The sequence below is a fragment of the Pantoea sp. EABMAA-21 genome, assembly GCF_030053335.1.
Lineage (GTDB): Bacteria > Pseudomonadota > Gammaproteobacteria > Enterobacterales > Enterobacteriaceae > Pantoea > Pantoea communis.
Genome location: NZ_JASGBX010000001.1, coordinates 499,292 through 516,403, shown reverse-complemented (window position 1 = coordinate 516,403; position 17,112 = coordinate 499,292). Strand labels below are relative to the sequence as shown.

At 54.3% G+C, this 17,112-nt stretch carries 16 protein-coding genes; 9 read left to right on the top strand and 7 right to left on the bottom strand.

Going from position 1 to position 17,112, the window contains the following annotated elements; genetic code table 11:
• The first annotated feature begins 77 nt into the window (after positions 1 to 77).
• The 3 genes from znuA to lpxM all read left to right on the top strand — a co-directional run bounded on the left by znuA (position 78) and on the right by lpxM (position 3,497).
• Positions 78 to 1,049, top strand: coding sequence for a zinc ABC transporter substrate-binding protein ZnuA (gene znuA / locus QMZ65_RS02420; RefSeq protein WP_058960184.1), 972 nt, complete (start codon positions 78 to 80; stop codon positions 1,047 to 1,049).
• A gap of 14 nt (positions 1,050 to 1,063) precedes the next feature.
• Positions 1,064 to 2,392 (top strand): murein DD-endopeptidase MepM, encoded by a 1,329-nt coding sequence (mepM, locus tag QMZ65_RS02415; RefSeq protein WP_034828661.1) that lies wholly within the window; start codon positions 1,064 to 1,066, stop codon positions 2,390 to 2,392.
• 127 nt (positions 2,393 to 2,519) lie between these two features.
• Positions 2,520 to 3,497 carry a lauroyl-Kdo(2)-lipid IV(A) myristoyltransferase gene (gene lpxM / locus QMZ65_RS02410; protein WP_058960183.1) on the top strand — a complete coding sequence of 326 codons (978 nt, stop codon included), beginning with the start codon at positions 2,520 to 2,522 and terminating at the stop codon, positions 3,495 to 3,497.
• A 25-nt stretch (positions 3,498 to 3,522) separates the two neighbouring features.
• On the opposite strand, the gene QMZ65_RS02405 is transcribed toward lpxM, so the two are convergent.
• The 3 genes from QMZ65_RS02405 to QMZ65_RS02395 all read right to left on the bottom strand — a co-directional run bounded on the left by QMZ65_RS02405 (position 3,523) and on the right by QMZ65_RS02395 (position 7,256).
• On the bottom strand, positions 3,523 to 4,758 hold the full coding sequence (locus QMZ65_RS02405) for an MFS transporter (protein ID WP_283215307.1): 1,236 nt from the start codon (positions 4,756 to 4,758) through the stop codon (positions 3,523 to 3,525).
• A gap of 92 nt (positions 4,759 to 4,850) precedes the next feature.
• Complete coding sequence (gene pyk / locus QMZ65_RS02400) at positions 4,851 to 6,293, bottom strand: pyruvate kinase (protein WP_038646525.1); 1,443 nt, start codon at positions 6,291 to 6,293, stop codon at positions 4,851 to 4,853.
• Positions 6,294 to 6,410: 117 nt separating this feature from the next.
• Positions 6,411 to 7,256 (bottom strand): MurR/RpiR family transcriptional regulator, encoded by an 846-nt coding sequence (locus tag QMZ65_RS02395; protein WP_097117252.1) that lies wholly within the window; start codon positions 7,254 to 7,256, stop codon positions 6,411 to 6,413.
• A 373-nt stretch (positions 7,257 to 7,629) separates the two neighbouring features.
• On the opposite strand from QMZ65_RS02395, the gene zwf reads away from it, so the two are divergent.
• Both zwf and QMZ65_RS02385 read left to right on the top strand, forming a co-directional pair.
• The gene (gene zwf, locus QMZ65_RS02390) at positions 7,630 to 9,105 is read left to right on the top strand and encodes a glucose-6-phosphate dehydrogenase (RefSeq protein WP_034828667.1); all 1,476 of its coding nucleotides are present in this window, start codon (positions 7,630 to 7,632) and stop codon (positions 9,103 to 9,105) included.
• Between the two features lie 185 nt (positions 9,106 to 9,290).
• Complete coding sequence (locus QMZ65_RS02385; RefSeq protein WP_034828669.1) at positions 9,291 to 9,929, top strand: bifunctional 4-hydroxy-2-oxoglutarate aldolase/2-dehydro-3-deoxy-phosphogluconate aldolase; 639 nt, start codon at positions 9,291 to 9,293, stop codon at positions 9,927 to 9,929.
• 81 nt (positions 9,930 to 10,010) lie between these two features.
• On the opposite strand, the gene purT is transcribed toward QMZ65_RS02385, so the two are convergent.
• Positions 10,011 to 11,189, bottom strand: coding sequence for a formate-dependent phosphoribosylglycinamide formyltransferase (gene purT, locus QMZ65_RS02380; RefSeq protein WP_097116859.1), 1,179 nt, complete (start codon positions 11,187 to 11,189; stop codon positions 10,011 to 10,013).
• A 161-nt stretch (positions 11,190 to 11,350) separates the two neighbouring features.
• On the opposite strand from purT, the gene QMZ65_RS02375 reads away from it, so the two are divergent.
• Positions 11,351 to 11,992: a tellurite resistance TerB family protein gene (locus QMZ65_RS02375; protein ID WP_058960179.1), complete on the top strand. Its 642-nt coding sequence runs from the start codon at positions 11,351 to 11,353 to the stop codon at positions 11,990 to 11,992.
• 17 nt (positions 11,993 to 12,009) lie between these two features.
• On the opposite strand, the gene QMZ65_RS02370 is transcribed toward QMZ65_RS02375, so the two are convergent.
• Positions 12,010 to 12,882 carry a LysR family transcriptional regulator gene (locus QMZ65_RS02370; protein WP_097116861.1) on the bottom strand — a complete coding sequence of 291 codons (873 nt, stop codon included), beginning with the start codon at positions 12,880 to 12,882 and terminating at the stop codon, positions 12,010 to 12,012.
• A gap of 92 nt (positions 12,883 to 12,974) precedes the next feature.
• On the opposite strand from QMZ65_RS02370, the gene QMZ65_RS02365 reads away from it, so the two are divergent.
• Positions 12,975 to 13,487, top strand: coding sequence for a phenolic acid decarboxylase (locus tag QMZ65_RS02365; RefSeq protein ID WP_176505730.1), 513 nt, complete (start codon positions 12,975 to 12,977; stop codon positions 13,485 to 13,487).
• A gap of 127 nt (positions 13,488 to 13,614) precedes the next feature.
• Entirely contained in the window at positions 13,615 to 15,678 is a 2,064-nt protein-coding gene (locus tag QMZ65_RS02360) for a prolyl oligopeptidase family serine peptidase (RefSeq protein ID WP_211728418.1), read from the top strand.
• On the opposite strand, the gene exoX is transcribed toward QMZ65_RS02360, so the two are convergent.
• Positions 15,672 to 16,340, bottom strand: a complete 669-nt coding sequence (exoX, locus tag QMZ65_RS02355) for an exodeoxyribonuclease X (protein WP_038646533.1) — start codon at positions 16,338 to 16,340, stop codon at positions 15,672 to 15,674. The two genes, QMZ65_RS02360 and exoX, sit on opposite strands and share 7 nt — an antisense overlap.
• Positions 16,341 to 16,347: 7 nt before the next feature.
• On the bottom strand, positions 16,348 to 16,578 hold the full coding sequence (locus QMZ65_RS02350; RefSeq protein WP_097116864.1) for a DNA polymerase III subunit theta: 231 nt from the start codon (positions 16,576 to 16,578) through the stop codon (positions 16,348 to 16,350).
• Positions 16,579 to 16,731: 153 nt separating this feature from the next.
• On the opposite strand from QMZ65_RS02350, the gene copC reads away from it, so the two are divergent.
• Entirely contained in the window at positions 16,732 to 17,109 is a 378-nt protein-coding gene (gene copC / locus QMZ65_RS02345) for a copper homeostasis periplasmic binding protein CopC (RefSeq protein WP_097116865.1), read from the top strand.
• The last annotated feature ends 3 nt before the right edge of the window (positions 17,110 to 17,112 follow it).

Sequence of the window (17,112 nt, the reverse complement as noted above, 5' to 3'; positions counted from 1 at the left end):
ATTATTTACGGGTTGCATTGAATTTCGAATGTTATAATATCACATTCCATCAACAGGTCACGATGGAATGACGCATTATGTTACACATTAAGCAGCGCTTCGCTTTCACTCTTCCTGCTGCGGCTCTCGCCGCCGCCTGCGCGATGCCCGCGCACTCAGCCGTAGTGGCTTCAATCAAACCGATCGGATTTATCGCAGCGGCCATTGCAGATGGCGTGACGCCAGTGGAAGTGCTGTTGCCCGATGGCGCTTCAGAGCACGATTATGCTTTACGTCCTTCTGATGTAAAACGTATTAAAAACGCGGACTTAGTGGTATGGGTTGGACCAGAAATGGAGGCGTTTCTGACCAAGTCAGCGGCAGAGTTACCTGAGGCTAAAAATCTCGAAATAGCGGCGATGCCAGGGGTGAAACCGCTACTGATTCGTGGTGGTGAAGACGAGGACGAACATGAGCACGGTCACGATCATGAGCATGACTCAGATAAGTCTGATGACCAGGAGCCGTCTCATACACACCACCACCATGGTGAGTTTAATATGCACCTGTGGATGTCACCTGAGATTGCGCGACAATCTGCGGTTGCAATCCACGGAAAATTATTGGAACTTATGCCGCAAAGCAGAGCCAAACTTGACGCGAACCTGCAGCAGTTTGAAGCAGAATTAGCAGATGCGGATAAGCATATTGGCGCGCAGCTTGCCCCCGTTAAGAGTAAGGGTTATTTCGTTTTTCACGATGCTTACAGCTACTTTGAAAAACACTACGGTTTGTCCCCTGCTGGACATTTCACCGTCAACCCTGAGATCCAACCGGGCGCCCAGCGTTTACATCAAATACGAACACAGTTGGTTGAGCAAAAAGCCGTATGCGTTTTTGCTGAACCACAATTCAGGCCGGCCGTCATCGATGCCGTGTCTCGCGGAACCAACGTGCGCAAAGGCACACTTGACCCGCTGGGCATGGGAATCAGCTTAACCAAAGACAGCTATGTGAAATTCCTCTCACAGTTGTCGAGCCAGTATGCGAGCTGCCTGAATGGAGCATAGAGGAATAAGTAAAAGTGCAGCAGATAGCCCGCTCTGTCGCCCTCGCATTTAATAATTTGCCGCGTCCCCACCGCGTTATGCTGGGATCATTAACCGTTATCACGTTGGCCGTCGCTGTCTGGCGGCCTTACGTTTATCATCCCCATGATGTTGCCCCCATCGTGAAAGACATCACGCTGGACAAAAACGAACTGCGCACGCTGTTACCCGAAGCCAGTGAGCCGATTGATCAGACCACGGTTGAACCGGAAGAAGAGATTCCGGCCGATGACATCGATAAAGATGTGCAGGACAACCCGAATCAACACGATTACACCGTTTCCTCTGGCGATACCCTGAGCAGCGCACTGAATCAGTACGGTATTGATCTCAGTGATATCAATGCGTTAGTCAATAGCGATAAAGACTTCCGTAACCTGCGCGTCGGTCAGCAACTCAGTTGGACGTTGGATGCGGATGGTCAACTGCAAAACTTTACCTGGGAAGTGGATCGCCGTGAAACCCGCACTTACGAGCGCCAGCCGAATGGCAGCTTTAAGATGCAGCAGGAGATGCAAAAGGGCGAGTGGCAAAATAGTGTGCTGAAAGGTGAAGTGCGTGGCAGCTTTGGTGCCAGCGCCCAGCGTGCAGGCTTGACCAGTGCTGAAACCAGCAATGTTATCAAAGCCATGCAGTGGCAGATGGATTTCCGCAAACTGCGCGCCGGTGACGATTTCAGCGTGCTGATGTCCCGCGAGATGCTGGATGGCAAAAGTGCGCAGAGCCAGCTGCTCGGCGTGCGTCTGCGTACCGGTGGCAAAGATTACTACGCGTTCCGCGCGGAAGATGGCAAATTCTACGATCGTAACGGCTCAGGCCTTGCCCGTGGTTTTATGCGCTTCCCGACGGTGAAACAGTATCGCGTTTCCTCCAACTTTAATCCGCGCCGTCTTAACCCGGTAACGGGCCGCATCGCACCACATAAGGGTGTCGATTTCGCGCTGCCGATCGGTACACCGGTTTTGGCCGTGGGCGATGGTGAAGTGGTGATGGTCAAAAATGGCGGGGCGGCGGGTAACTACGTGGCCATTCGTCACGGTCGTCAGTATATGACCCGTTATATGCACCTGAGTAAGGCGCTGGTGAAACCAGGACAGAAAGTGAAGCGCGGTGACCGTATTGCGCTGTCAGGCAACACCGGGCGTTCTACGGGGCCACATCTGCATTACGAAGTGTGGATCAACAATCAGGCCGTCAACCCACTCACGGCGAAACTGCCGCGTATGGAAGGGCTGACTGGCAAAGATCGCAGCAACTATCTGGCGGACGTGAAGAGTTATTTGCCACAGCTGGCACTGAAATAACCCATTTCTGTAGCCAATAGTGAAAAAACCGACGAATTATTCGTCGGTTTTTTGCTATCTGACGCATGATGATTGCAAAATTAACCACCGTCACTATCATTGTCCCGTCATTGTCAGAGGCGAGTGCATGGAAACCCGAAAGAAAAATAACAGTGAATTTATTCCCGTTTTTCAACGTTCTTTTTTAAAACCGAAATACTGGGGCAATTGGCTGGCGATTGGTGCGCTGGCGGGCATGGCAATGCTGCCTGCCAAAGTGCGCGACCCGATTTTGGGTGGATTGGGGCGGTTTGCCGGTAAGCTGGCAAAAAGTGCGCGTCGTCGTGCGTTGATCAATCTCTATTATTGCCTGCCGGAGTTAAGCGAAGCACAGCGCGAAGAGATTGCTGATCGTATGTTTGCCACCGCGCCACAGGCGATGGTGATGATGGCTGAGTTGGGGATGCGCGATCCGGCTCGTGTGCGCCAACGCGTTGACTGGCACGGCCGTGAAATTATCGAAGCCCTGCAGGCCAACAATGAGAACGTGATTTTTCTGGTGCCGCACGGTTGGGCCGTGGATATCCCGGCGATGCTGCTGGCGTCAGAGGGCCAGATGATGGCGGCCATGTTCCATAATCAGAGCGATCCGCTGCTGGATTATGTGTGGAACACCGTACGCCGTCGCTTTGGTGGCCGCATGCATGCACGTAATGACGGCATTAAGCCATTTATCGCCTCGGTGCGTCAGGGCTATTACGGTTACTATCTGCCGGACCAGGATCACGGCCCGGAGCACAGTGAATTTGTGGATTTTTTTGCCACCTATAAAGCAACACTGCCAGCGGTCGGCCGATTGATGAAAGTGTGTCGCGCGCGCGTGGTGCCACTGTTTCCGGTGTACAACAGCGAGACCCATCGTCTGGAAATCTATGTGCGTCCGCCGATGGACGATTTGCTGGATGCCGACGATAACACCCTGGCGCGGCGAATGAATGAGGAAGTTGAGATATTTGTGCGGCCGCATCCAGAGCAATACACCTGGATTTTAAAGCTGCTGAAAACGCGTAAAGAAGGGGATATTGAACCTTATGCGCGTAAGGAGCTTTATCCTCGCAAGAAATAACGAAGGGGCCGATTGGCCCCTTTGATTATTCTACCGCTTCAACGTGGCTGCGCCGGATACGTTCACGCAGGAACAGTGTGACCAGGCCAAACCACAGCACACCCGCCGCAAAGTTGATGCCGCTGAACCAAGGCGTGCCACCACTGAAGTAGCCAGCTTTCGCCAGTTCAATCCCGATGGCCAATGTCAGAATACTGATCATTCCCAGCATGGCTGCCACGCTGCCTTTACCTTCGCTGCTGGAATACAGCGTCAGACGATACAGACCGGCGTTGACCATGCCCGCACCAAAGGCATACAGACTTAATCCTGCGGTCAGCAGCAAGTAGGTATGGCTGTCGAGCAGGTTAGCCAGCAACGAGATGCTTAAACCCAGCAGAATCGGCCACGCCGCGAATTTGACCGGCTGCTCGATGGGAACGCGACCCGCCAGTTTACCCAGCGTCAGGTTGCCAGCAATCATGGCAAGGAACACTGGCAGTTGCAGCAACGCATACTCCATGCGCGATAAGCCCTCGTCATGCATCAGAATCACGGGCGACAGGGCAACCCAGGTCAGAATCGGAATAAACACCAGGCCAATAGCGAAAGACCCATACATCACCTGACGATCGCGAGCCAGACGGCCATAGGCGCGTGCCAGATTCGGCAGGGCAATGGAGTGGCTACGATCGCCAGCGGTTTCCGGCATGATGCGCCACAGCACCACAAAAGCCACCACGCTACAAATCGCAAACAGCCAGAACATGCTGCGCCATTCACCCACGGTCAACCAGGCGGCACCCGCCAGCGGACCGGCCAGCGGGGCTAAGAGGGCCACGTTGGCCATTAGCGCCATCATGCGCACCGCTAAAGCCTCATCAAACGCTTCCTGCACGGCGGCATAACTGACTGCACCGATAAAGCACAGGCTGATGCCCTGAATAAGGCGCAGGGTGACAAACTGTTCGATGTTCGTGACCCAGGTGGTCAGAATGCAGGCCGCAGCAAAGAACAGAATGCCGAACAGCAGGACTGGACGGCGACCATATTTGTCCGAGAGCGGGCCGAGCAGCCACTGCAGCACCACGCCGCCCATCAGATAAGCAGTAAGAGAAGTCGACACCCATTCCGGGCCGACGTTGAATTCAGAAGTGACCAGCAGCATGCCGGGCTGAATCATGTCATGGGCGATGTAAGTCGCGAACTCAAACAACACCAGCGCGAGCGGGAACAGCAGCACCCGTCCGGTGAGTTGGGTAATCGGTTGATAGCGGGCCATCTGGCCTCCTTGTCAGAAAAAATAAAAACGCGACTGCCAGGCAGTCGCGTTTATCCATGTTGTTACAGCAGCTGTGAGTGGTGCGTGAGCGTTTAGTCTACGCGCAGAACACGGCTGGTGTTGGTGGTGCCGGTGGTTGCCATCACGTCGCCCTGGGTGACAATCACCAGGTCGCCCGAGACGAGGAAACCTTTGTCGCGCAGCAGGTTCACTGCATCATGCGCGGCGGCTACACCATCATTGTTGCTGTCGAAGTAAACCGGTGTCACGCCGCGATACAGCGCAGTCAGGTTCAATGTACGTTCGTGACGTGACATAGCGAAGATCGGCAGGCCAGAAGTGATACGTGACGTCATCAGCGCAGTACGGCCCGATTCGGTCATGGTGATGATGGCAGAAACCCCCTGCAGGTGGTTGGCTGCATACATCGCGGACATCGCAATCGCTTCTTCCACGTTGTCGAACTGCACTTCAAGACGGTGCTTAGACACGTTGACGCTTGGGATTTTTTCCGCACCGAGACACACTTTCGCCATCGCAGACACGGTCTCCGCTGGATACTGACCGGCAGCGGTTTCTGCTGACAGCATCACGGCATCGGTACCATCCAGCACGGCGTTCGCCACGTCCATCACTTCAGCACGGGTTGGCATCGGGTTGGTGATCATCGACTCCATCATCTGCGTGGCGGTGATGATGGTACGGTTCAGCTGACGCGCACGACGAATCAACGCCTTCTGGATCCCTACCAGTTCTGGATCGCCAATTTCAACGCCGAGGTCGCCACGCGCGACCATCACCACGTCAGAGGCGAGAATGATATCATCCATCGCTTCCTGAGACGCAACGGCTTCTGCACGTTCGACTTTGGCCACCAGTTTGGCATCACAACCTGCATCGCGCGCCAGTCGGCGAGCGTAGTTCATGTCTTCACCATTTCGCGGGAATGACACGGCCAGGTAATCCACGCCGATTTTCGCGGCGGTAATGATATCGACTTTATCTTTCTCCGTCAGCGCTTCGGCAGACAAACCGCCGCCGAGTTTATTGATGCCTTTATTGTTGGAGAGCGGGCCGCCGACGGTGACTTCGGTGAAGACTTTCACACCCTGAACTTCCAGCACCTTCAACTGTACACGACCATCATCCAGCAGCAGGATGTCGCCCGGCACCACGTCTTCTGGCAGGCCTTTGTAGTCGATACCGACTTTCTCTTTATCACCTTCGCCTTTGCCCATATCCGCATCCAGCAGGAAGCGATCGCCAACATTCAGGAAGACTTTGCCTTCTTTGAAGGTGGAAACACGAATTTTTGGACCTTGCAGGTCGCCCAGAATCGCCACGTGACGGCCAAGCTTAGCGGCAATCTCACGCACCTTGTTGGCGCGCATCTGGTGGTCTTCCGGGGTACCGTGGGAGAAATTGAGTCGCACCACGTTCGCGCCCGCCGCGATGATTTTTTCGAGGTTATTGTCGCGATCGGTGGCTGGGCCGAGGGTAGTTACGATCTTGGTTCTTCTGAGACGTCTTGACATGAAGGACTCCGTTGACAAAGGTTCGTGTCACTCTCAAGGGGACACGGTGTAATCGCATATTCTATATGATCGATGGGCTGTGATTCGACTCACATTGTGAATGTGATGTTAATTATTTTACTGCACCCGCTTTTCCAGGCGCGAATCTTTGAGCGCTTCTTTCACCCGTTTCAGGTTTTCGCGGAAAGCCGCGCCACGCTCAAGGGTAAAACCTGTCGCCAAAACATCAACCACGGTTAATTGCGCAAGGCGGGAAACCATCGGCAGGTAGATATCCGTATCTTCAGGTACATCGAGCGTCAGTGCGAGGGTTGCTTCTGCCGCAAGGGGTGAACCCGGAGAGGTGATAGCCAGTACTGTGGAAGCGTTTACACGCGCCAGGCGAGCCAGTTCTATCATATTTTTGGTTCGACCAGTATGTGATATGAGAACAAAAACGTCATTTGGTCCACTATTTATGCAACTCATGCGCTGGATCACAATATCCTCTGACCAGATGACCGGCAGATTAAAGCGCAGGAATTTATTGGTCGCGTCGTGCGCCACAACCGCAGAGGCGCCGAGACCAAAAAAGGCGATTTTTTGGGCCTGAGTCAGGGCTAGAACCGCTTGATCAATAACCTGAAGATCCAGTTGTTGGCGCACATGACTTAAGCCGGCGAGGGCGGAATCAAAAATCTTGTGGCTGTAACTTTCAACGCTGTCATTTTCTTCCACATCGCGGCTGACCCAGTTCGGGGTCTTCGCCAGACTTTGCGCCAGGCGTAACTTGAAGTCGGGGAAGCCGCGCGTGCCCATACGATGGCAGAAGCGATTCACTGTCGGTTCGCTAACGTCGGCGGCGCGGGCGAGGGTGGCGATGCTGGAGTGCATTGCCTGCTGCGGAGCGGCCAGAATCTGTTCTGCCACTTTCCGTTCTGATTTGCTCAGCGCGTTAAGTTGCGCCTGAATATGTTCCAGCATGTCGTTAACCCGATGCGCCTCAATCACTTTCGTCGCGTTCATCACCTGATAAAACGCTGCCAATTCACAACAATATACCGTGTAATACACCCTCGCACGCAGCAGCGGACAAATGTAAGCGCGTTTTTTTTGTCATACTTTGATCGTTGCCGGGTTTTATCCCGACAAACATCGAAACAGAAAAAGCGTGAAAAGCGCACACCACAACACACCTTTGTTCGCCATCATGTTCAAAGTAATGGCTAATGCCACACCGCGTCTGGGTTGTTCCGATGCGGGGAAAAAAGTACATTGTGCTGTAAGAAAATTACAATAAGGACCTGGGATGATGAGGACGCTCAAACCGGGTATATCCTGCAACGAGGAGAGGAAAATGGCGGTAACACAAACAGCCCAGGCATGCGATCTGGTTATTTTCGGTGCCAAAGGCGATCTTGCTCGCCGGAAACTGTTGCCTTCACTGTATCAGCTGGAGAAAGCCGGTCAGATTCACGACACCACACGCATCATCGGCGTGGGGCGCGCGGAGTGGGACAAAGACGCGTACACCAAAGTGGTGCGTGAAGCGCTGGAAACCTTCATGAAGGAGAAAATCGACGAAGCGCTGTGGGATAAACTCAGCAGCCGTCTCGATTTCTGCAACCTCGACGTTAACGACACCTCGCATTTCACCAAACTGGGCAAGATGCTTGACCAGAAAGATCGTGTCACCATCAACTACTTCGCCATGCCGCCGAGCACCTTTGGCGCCATTTGCGATGGACTGGGCGCCGCCAAGCTGAATGCTAAACCGGCGCGCGTGGTGATGGAGAAGCCGCTCGGCACCTCGCTCGAGACCTCGCAAGAGATCAATGACAGCGTTGGCAAGTACTTCGAAGAGAGCCAGGTGTTCCGTATTGACCACTATCTCGGTAAAGAGACGGTACTGAACCTGCTGGCTCTGCGTTTCGCCAACTCTATCTTCGTGAATAACTGGGATAACCGTACCATCGATCACGTGCAGATTACCGTGGCGGAAGAGGTGGGTATCGAAGGTCGTTGGGGTTACTTCGATAAAGCTGGCCAGATGCGCGACATGATCCAGAACCACCTGTTGCAGATCCTCACGATGATCGCCATGTCACCGCCATCCGATCTCAGTGCGGATGCCATCCGTGATGAGAAAGTGAAGGTGCTGCGTTCGCTGCGTCGTATTGACCAGACCAACGTGCGTGAGAAAACCGTGCGTGGCCAGTACACCGCCGGCTTCGTGCAGGGCAAAAAAGTACCAGGCTATCTGGAAGAAGAGGGCGCGAACAAGCAGAGCGCCACCGAGAGCTTCGTGGCGATCCGTGTTGATATCGACAACTGGCGCTGGGCGGGCGTGCCGTTCTACCTGCGCACCGGTAAGCGCTTGCCGACCAAATGCTCTGAGGTTGTGGTGTACTTTAAGAACCCAGAGATGAACCTGTTCAAAGACTCTTATGCTGAACTGCCGCAGAACAAGTTGACCATTCGTTTGCAGCCGGACGAAGGGGTGGATATCGAGATCCTGAACAAAGTGCCGGGTCTGGATCACAAGCACAAACTGCAGACTACCAAGCTGGATCTGAGCTACTCCGAGACCTTCAACCAGTCGCATCTGGCGGATGCCTATGAGCGTCTGCTGCTGGAGACCATGCGCGGTATTCAGGCGCTGTTTGTACGCCGTGACGAAGTGGAAGCGGCGTGGGGCTGGGTGGATTCCATCATTGATGCATGGAACGCCGATGCTGAAGCGCCTAAGCCATACCAGGCTGGCACCTGGGGTCCGGTGGCGTCCGTCGCGATGATTACGCGTGATGGCCGTTCGTGGAATGAGTTTGAATAAGCCTTGAAATTTAAGCCCGCCAATGAGCGGGCTTTTTTGTGCCCAAAATTCATTTTTCTTAAAATTGAACCAGAGTTTCAATAATTTTTGATATCCGATAGACGCCGCTCCAGCCAATCTTGTATGGTAGAGCCCAAACATTGACAGCCGGATGCGAGTCGGGCTGATGCCACTAAGGAAACCTGATGAAGAACTGGAAAACCACAGCTGAACAGATCATGACTACGGGCCCGGTTGTGCCGGTGATCGTGGTGAATAAACTGGAACACGCCGTGCCGATGGCCAAAGCGTTGGTGGCCGGCGGTGTGCGTGTGCTGGAAGTGACGCTGCGTACGCCGGTGGCGATGGACGCGCTGCGTGCGATGATCAAAGAAGTGCCAGAAGCGATTGTCGGTGCGGGCACAGTGATTAACACCCAGCAGCTGAAAGAGGTGACTGATGCCGGTGCGCAGTTCGTGATCAGCCCAGGTCTGACCGAGCCGTTACTAAAAGCCGCAGTTGAAGGTCCGGTACCACTGATTCCGGGCATCAGCACCGTTTCTGAACTGATGTTGGGTATGGATTATGGCCTGCGTGAGTTTAAGTTCTTCCCGGCTGAGGCGAATGGTGGTGTTAAAGCGCTGTCAGCGATTGGCGGTCCTTTCCCACAGGTGCGCTTCTGCCCAACCGGCGGTATCTCACCGGCCAACTATCGTGACTACCTGGCGCTGAAAAGCGTGCTCTGTATTGGTGGTTCGTGGTTGGTGCCGAACGATGCGCTGGAAAGCGGCGACTGGGATCGCATTACGCGTCTGGCTCGCGAAGCCGTTGAAGGCGCGAAGTAACGCATCTGGCAGGGTGCGAATCATTGGAACTGAAAGGGCGGCCTGGTGGCCGCCCTTTTTCGCTGTCAGCAGCTGAGGGAATTAGCCCTCTACTTTCACGGCTGCGGCACTCGCCACGGCACGTGCAATCGCCTGATCGGTATTGTCACCGGTAGCCAGCGCTACGCCCAGACGACGTTGACCAGCAATCTCTGGCTTGCCGAACAGACGCAACTGCAGTCCCGCACCTAATGCCGCTTCGATGTTCACGAACTGCACATTGTTGCTATCCAGCTGTGGCAGAATCACCGCCGAAGCCGCCGGGCCATACTGGCGAATGCCACCGATTGGCAAGCCGAGGAACGCGCGCACATGCAGAGCAAACTCGGACAGATCCTGAGAAATCAGCGTCACCATGCCGGTATCGTGTGGGCGTGGCGAGACTTCGCTAAACACCACCTCATCACCGCAGACAAACAGCTCAACGCCAAACAGACCGTATCCGCCCAGGGCTTTCACCACTTTTGCGGCGATATCTTGTGCACGCTGCAGAGCCAGGTCGGTCATCTGCTGTGGCTGCCAGGATTCACGGTAATCGCCATCTTCCTGACGATGACCAATCGGCGCGCAGAAATGGATGCCATCCACTGCGCTGATGGTCAGCAGGGTGATTTCGAAATCAAATTTCACCACACCTTCGACGATCACGCGACCGGCACCGGCACGTCCGCCTTGCTGCGCGTAATCCCAGGCTTTATCCAGCTGGCTCGCTTCGCGGATGAAACTCTGACCTTTGCCCGATGAGCTCATTACTGGTTTAACGATGCACGGAAAACCAATTTCATTGGCGGCTGCGACGAAATTCTCTTTGCTGTCAGCGAACTGATAGGTTGAAGTCGGTAACGACAACTCTTCTGCCGCCAGACGGCGAATACCTTCGCGGTTCATGGTCAGGCGCGCAGCACGCGCGGTAGGTACCACTTTCTGGCCTTGTGCTTCCAGTTCCAGCAGTTTTTCAGTGGCAATAGCTTCAATTTCTGGCACCACAAAGTGCGGCTTCTCCAGCGCAATTAACGCAGCCAGCGCATCACCGTCCAGCATATTGATCACATGGCTACGGTGTGCAACGTGCATCGCAGGGGCATCGGCATAACGATCCACGGCAATCACTTCCACACCCAGACGCTGACACTCCAGCGCCACTTCTTTGCCCAATTCGCCTGAACCTAACAGCATCACACGCGTTGCGGCAGGGCGCAGCGCGGTTCCGAGAGTCGTCATAATTTCACCTTAGCAGTCAAAATGCGCGCGCAGTATATACGAAAACGTTTGCGTACTCACGCATTCGCCTTCATCAGGTTTGCCATACTTTTCCCGCTCTGACGTTACCTGACACTCGCTACGGCAGCATGGAACGCGGAAACTTAAACAGGAGTTAAACGATGAGCAATTGGTTGCAGCAAATCCAGTCGGTGCTGGCGAAGAAGGGCGGCGACGGCAAAGCCGGTGGTTTGAGCGATATGCTGGCACCCGGCGCGCTGGGTGGTTTAGCGGGATTGCTGGTGGCCAGCAAGTCTACACGAAGCCTGTTGACCAAATATGGCGGCAAAGCCTTGCTGGTCGGCGGCGGTGCGGCAGCGGGCGCCGTGCTATGGAACAAATACAAACAGCGTGTGCGTGAAACGCACCAGGATGAGCCGGAATTTGGTCAGTTGCAGACACCTGTGGATCAGCGCGCTGAACGTTTGGTGACGGCGTTAGTGTTCGCCGCCAAAAGCGATGGTCATATTGACGATCGCGAACGTGCCGCTATTGAGCAGAATATCCATCAGGCGGGTTATGGTTCACAGGCGGAAACGCTGATCCAGCAGGCGATGAACCGTCCACTCGATCCTCAGTGGCTGGCAGCCGATGTGAAAAACGAAGAAGAGGCGCTGGAACTGTACTTCCTCAGCTGTGCCGCCATCGATGTGGATCACTTTATGGAGCGCAGCTATCTCTCTGCACTGGGTGATGCCCTTAAGATCCCACAGGATGTGCGCGACGGCATTCAGCGCGATATTCAGGCGGAGAAAGCGGCGTAATGATGCTGAAGCCTGGATCATATCCAGGCTTTATTGCGCATCAGATCGAGCAGTGTTTGCAACTGTGCATCAATAACAATGATCTCGTTATTGATCAGTAAATGCAGCGCTGTTACGCGACGAACGCCCTGTTGCAGCGGCAGCATCTTCAATGTTCCTGCCGCCAGGGCGGACTGAATACGGGTCTCCGGTAACCAACCATAACCAACCTGATGCATTACCGCCTCAATTGCGGCCTCGATGGTGGAACAAGCCCAGATCTCTCCCTGATGGTGCTCCTGCAGTACGCTAAAATGCTGATGATCGGCAATGCGGATCAGCGGATATTCCGCTAACTGCTCAGCACTAACCGCACCATTCAATTGATGTAACGCATGCTGATGGTGCGCAACAGCCACGAAATCCACATTCATCATCCATTCGCCCCGGCCTGTCCCGGGCTGGCGCTGGCTCAATACCATTACATCCGCCTGGCTGTTATCCGGTATCTGCGTTTCCAACACCTCGGTGACGTTAACCTGCGTACCTGGATAGAGACGTTGGAATTCACTCAGCACACTGAACAAATGCTCGCGCGGCAAGATGCTATCCACCATCAGTTCGATGCGGCTGCGCTCTCCGTTGCGCATAGCGCTGGCGGTGCTTTCCAGCGCGTAGAAAGCTTTCAACAGTGGCCTGACCTGCGTCAGAAGCTTTTCGCCTGCAGGCGTCAGCACGGTGCGCCTTCCTTTGGTCTCCAGCAAGGTGACTTCAAGGCGTTCTTGCAGCATGGCGAGGTTATAGCTTACCGAAGACTGGCTGCGATGTGTCGACTCAGCCGCGCTGGCGAAACTGCCGCGCAGCACCACCTCATTTAACAAGCTCCACTGTTCCAACGTTGATTTATGCATATCATCTAAATTTTGAATGAATTTTATCGAAAAATAGCGTTATTCATCAGGTAAGTGAAGGCGTAATCTGGCTTCAAACCAAAGGAGAGCACATTATGAGTACCTTCGATAAAAATGATTTGGCTGGATTTGTTGGCAAACACCTGATCTATACCTATGACAATGGCTGGAACTATGAGCTGTATATTAAAAATGCCAGCACCGTTGATTATCGTATTCATAGCGGGATGGTGGGTAATCGTTGGGTTAAGGACCAGCGCGCCTATATTGTGCGAGTCGCGCAAGAGGTCTACAAAGTTTCCTGGACTGAACCCACCGGCACTGACGTCAGTTTGATCGCGAATCTGGGAGACAGATTGTTTCACGGTACGATCTTCTTCCCCCGCTGGGTGATGAACAACCCGCAGCAGACGGTTTGCTTCCAGAATGAACATCTCAACGAAATGAATCGTTATCGCGAAGCGGGTCCAGCTTATCCCACTGAAGTGATCGACGAATTTGCCACCATCACACTGGTGCGAGATTGTGGTGCCGATAATGATGAGGTCATCGCCTGTGCGGCCAGTGAATTGCCCGCTGATTTTCCAGCTAATTTGTTGCGTTAACCACCCTTGACGAGGGGGCGCATGAAAAAGCGCTCCTTTCGTTACACTTCCTGTGCGCTGCTGCTTGGCTTCCCGCGTGATAAGTGCCACGCTTGCTGAATGTTGTCTTTCAGGGAAAGGAGCCAGAATGCATCAGCCACAAGCGAAAAAAATCCCCCACGTCATGAATCTGCACGGCGAATCGCGCACCGATAACTACTATTGGCTGCGCGATGACGAGCGTGAAAACCCAGAAATTCTGGCACATCTGCACGCCGAGAATGCGTACGGTAAAGCGATGATGGCGTCGCAAGATCCTTTGCAGGAACGGGTATTAAAAGAGATTGTCGACCGCATTCCACCGCAGGACCACTCCGTCCCCTACGTAAAAAACGGTTATCGCTATCAAAGTCGCTATGAGGTGGGGAACGAGTATCCGCTCTATTTTCGTCAGCCGATTAGCGCACCAGAGAATGAACCCTGGCAATTGCTGATCGACGGTAATCAACGAGCTTCTCACAGTGATTTCTACACCATGGGCGCACTGGCGATCTCACCCGACAACCAGGTGATGGCGCTGGCGGAAGATTTTCTGTCGCGCCGCCAGTATGGCATCCGTTTCCGTAACCTGGAGAGTGGCAGTTGGTATCCGGAAGTGCTAAGCAATGCTTCTTCCAGCGTGGCGTGGGCCAATGATTCGCGCACGCTGTACTACGTGCGTAAGCATCCGAAAACGCTGCTCGCCTATCAGGTGTGGCGCCATGAGTTAGGTCATCCGCAATCAGACGATCAGCTGGTGTATGAAGAGCAGGATGAGAGCTTCCATCTCAGCGTGCACAAAACCACCTCCGAGCACTTCATCCTGATTGCGATGTACAGCACCACCACCAGTGAGATCCAGCTGATTGATGCCGAGTATCCGGATGCGCAGCCGCAGGTGTTCTGTCCACGTCGCCGTGATCACGAATACAGCATCGATCACTACAATCACCAGTTCTATATTCGCTCGAATCGCGACGGCAAAAACTTTGGCCTGTATCGCAGCGCATGGCTGGCCGAGAACCGCTGGCAGGCGTTGATTCCGGCACGCGATAACGTGGTGCTGGAGGATTTCCAACTGTTCCGCCACTGGCTAGTGGTGGAAGAGCGCCAGCGCGGCGTCAACACGCTGCGCCAGATCAACTGGGAAAGCGGTGAAAGCATCGGGATCGCCTTTGACGATCCGGCTTACGTCACCTGGCTGGCCTACAATCCTTCGCCGGAAAGTGACACGTTACGTTATGGCTACTCATCCATGACCACGCCAACCACGTTGTTTGAGCTCAATATGGAGACGGGCGATCGCCGGGTGTTGAAACAGACGCCGGTGCCGGGCTTCAACTCAGACGACTACAAAAGCGAACACCACTGGATCACCGTGCGTGATGGCACTGAAGTGCCGGTGTCGCTGGTCTATCACCGCAAGCATTTCAAACCAGGCAGTAATCCACTGCTGGCTTACGGCTATGGTGCCTACGGCAGTAGCATGGACGCCAGTTTCGGCACCAGTCGCATTAGCTTGCTGGAACGCGGTTTTGTTTACGCCATTATCCATGTGCGCGGCGGTGGCGAACTGGGGCAGCAGTGGTACGACGATGGTCGCCTGAAGAAGAAGATGAATAGCTTCACCGACTTCATTGATGTGACGCAGGCGCTGGTGGCGAAAGGCTACGGCAATCCGCAGCAGCTGTATGCGATGGGCGGCAGTGCGGGCGGCTTGTTGATGGGCGGTGTGATGAACCTTGCCCCCGAACTGTTCCACGGTGTTGTGGCGCAAGTGCCGTTTGTCGATGTGGTGACGACCATGCTGGACCCGTCGATCCCACTAACCACCGGCGAATATGACGAGTGGGGCAACCCGGAGCAAGAAGAGTTTTACCACATCATTCGGCAGTACAGCCCGTATGACAACATCGAAGCGAAAGCCTACCCGCATCTGTTAGTGACGACAGGATTGCACGATTCCCAGGTGCAGTATTGGGAACCGGCGAAGTGGGTAGCAAAACTGCGTGAGCTGAAAACCAACGATACACTGCTGCTGCTGTGTACCGAGATGGATTCCGGTCACGGTGGTAAATCAGGGCGTTTTAAAGCCTATGAAGGGGTAGCGCAGGAGTTTACTTTCCTGATCGGTCTGGCGCAGGGCAGCTTGCCAGACCGCGTCGATTATTGATCGACTTTCACGTACTTGCGCAGCGCCTGCCGTAACGGTGGGCGCAAATCGCGCACATTCTCCAGCACCCAGCGTAAGTAGCCGGGATCTTTACGCGCAATGCTGCCAATGCTTTGTCCGCGATATTTACCAAACGGGAACACATCGCCGCTGACTTCTGCGGGCTGACAGCGGCCGACCATATCACTGACGCTCCAGCCGGAGGTCTCCATGATGCGGATCAGCAGCGCAGCGGTGACATAGCAGTCATATAACGCACGGTGCGCATGCAGTTCAGCAGGTGGCGTAACGTCAAGCTTCAGGCTGTGACGCAGTGCCTGGTTTCCGTACTTAATGCCCGGCCACAGCTGGCGCGCCAGCGTCATGGTGCAGATCCATTCACCGGGCATGATCGGCAACATACGACGATCAAAACTGGCATTGTGCGCCACATAATGGGGGCTGCCATGATAGCGACCAATCGCTTCTTCAATGGTCGGCTTATCGGCGACCATTGCTTCCGTAATGCGATGCACCGCCATCGCCTGACGGCTGATAGGGCGGTCCGGGCAAATCAAATCGCTCATTGGATTGACGATCTGGCCGTCGATCACATCCACCGATGCCACTTCGACCACGCCGCCTTGCAAGCCACAGGTTTCGGTATCGATAACGCGTAACATAGATTAATTACTTCTGTTTAGGTTCGTAGGGCAGGCGAGAGAGGCTGAGCGATGCCTGTCGGTAGGCCATCAAGCGCTGACGGAACCATTCACGCAGGGCTTCCGGCTGCTCGCGCTCGACCATTTCCGCGATCACGGGCATGTTGTAGCGCTCTTTAAAGGCCACGCCTGCGGCGGCCAGATCGACATTGACTTTGTCTTTCTCTTCCTGCGACAACAGGGCAAGGTTTTGGCTCATGCATTTCTCCTGATAAACAGGGGCAAAAGTAATGGTTTCCCTTTTACGGATCAAGGAAATTGGATCGCACCGCAAGTCTCGACACGTCTGTGCCAGCGGCGTATCCTGCTGCCACGTTTGCGGCAGAGCGCCGCATGGCAAAGGGAAGAAGTGATGAAGAAAACTGCGTTAAACCCGGTTGTGGCGCTGTTGCTGGCGTCATCCACGTTGGTCTTCAGTCAGTTTGCACTGGCACATGCTCACCTGAAAACGCCGGTTCCCGCCGATAAAGCGGTAATCGACAGCTCGCCACAAAATCTGACGCTGACCTTCACTGAAGATGTTGAGCCTGCCTTCAGCGGTGTTGAAGTGCTCAATGCGCAGAATCAGCCGATGGCCGTGGAAAAAGCCAAACTCAACGACAAAAAGCATGATCAGTTGATCGTGCCAATCAGCAAGCCGCTGCCGTCGGGCAACTACCAGGTGAACTGGCATGTGTTGTCGGTAGATGGTCACAAAACCAAGGGAAGTTACGCGTTTAGCGTGAAGTAATCC

Coding starts and splice junctions, on each gene's coding strand:
- QMZ65_RS02360 (WP_211728418.1), top strand. CDS start 13,615: ATGCATCAGCCACAAGCGAAAAAAATCCCCCACGTCATGAATCTGCAC.
- pyk (WP_038646525.1), bottom strand. CDS start 6,293: ATGTCAAGACGTCTCAGAAGAACCAAGATCGTAACTACCCTCGGCCCA.
- purT (WP_097116859.1), bottom strand. CDS start 11,189: ATGACGACTCTCGGAACCGCGCTGCGCCCTGCCGCAACGCGTGTGATG.
- exoX (WP_038646533.1), bottom strand. CDS start 16,340: ATGTTACGCGTTATCGATACCGAAACCTGTGGCTTGCAAGGCGGCGTG.
- QMZ65_RS02385 (WP_034828669.1), top strand. CDS start 9,291: ATGAAGAACTGGAAAACCACAGCTGAACAGATCATGACTACGGGCCCG.
- QMZ65_RS02375 (WP_058960179.1), top strand. CDS start 11,351: ATGAGCAATTGGTTGCAGCAAATCCAGTCGGTGCTGGCGAAGAAGGGC.
- lpxM (WP_058960183.1), top strand. CDS start 2,520: ATGGAAACCCGAAAGAAAAATAACAGTGAATTTATTCCCGTTTTTCAA.
- QMZ65_RS02395 (WP_097117252.1), bottom strand. CDS start 7,256: ATGCTGGAACATATTCAGGCGCAACTTAACGCGCTGAGCAAATCAGAA.
- QMZ65_RS02370 (WP_097116861.1), bottom strand. CDS start 12,882: ATGCATAAATCAACGTTGGAACAGTGGAGCTTGTTAAATGAGGTGGTG.
- QMZ65_RS02350 (WP_097116864.1), bottom strand. CDS start 16,578: ATGAGCCAAAACCTTGCCCTGTTGTCGCAGGAAGAGAAAGACAAAGTC.
- zwf (WP_034828667.1), top strand. CDS start 7,630: ATGGCGGTAACACAAACAGCCCAGGCATGCGATCTGGTTATTTTCGGT.
- copC (WP_097116865.1), top strand. CDS start 16,732: ATGAAGAAAACTGCGTTAAACCCGGTTGTGGCGCTGTTGCTGGCGTCA.
- QMZ65_RS02405 (WP_283215307.1), bottom strand. CDS start 4,758: ATGGCCCGCTATCAACCGATTACCCAACTCACCGGACGGGTGCTGCTG.
- znuA (WP_058960184.1), top strand. CDS start 78: ATGTTACACATTAAGCAGCGCTTCGCTTTCACTCTTCCTGCTGCGGCT.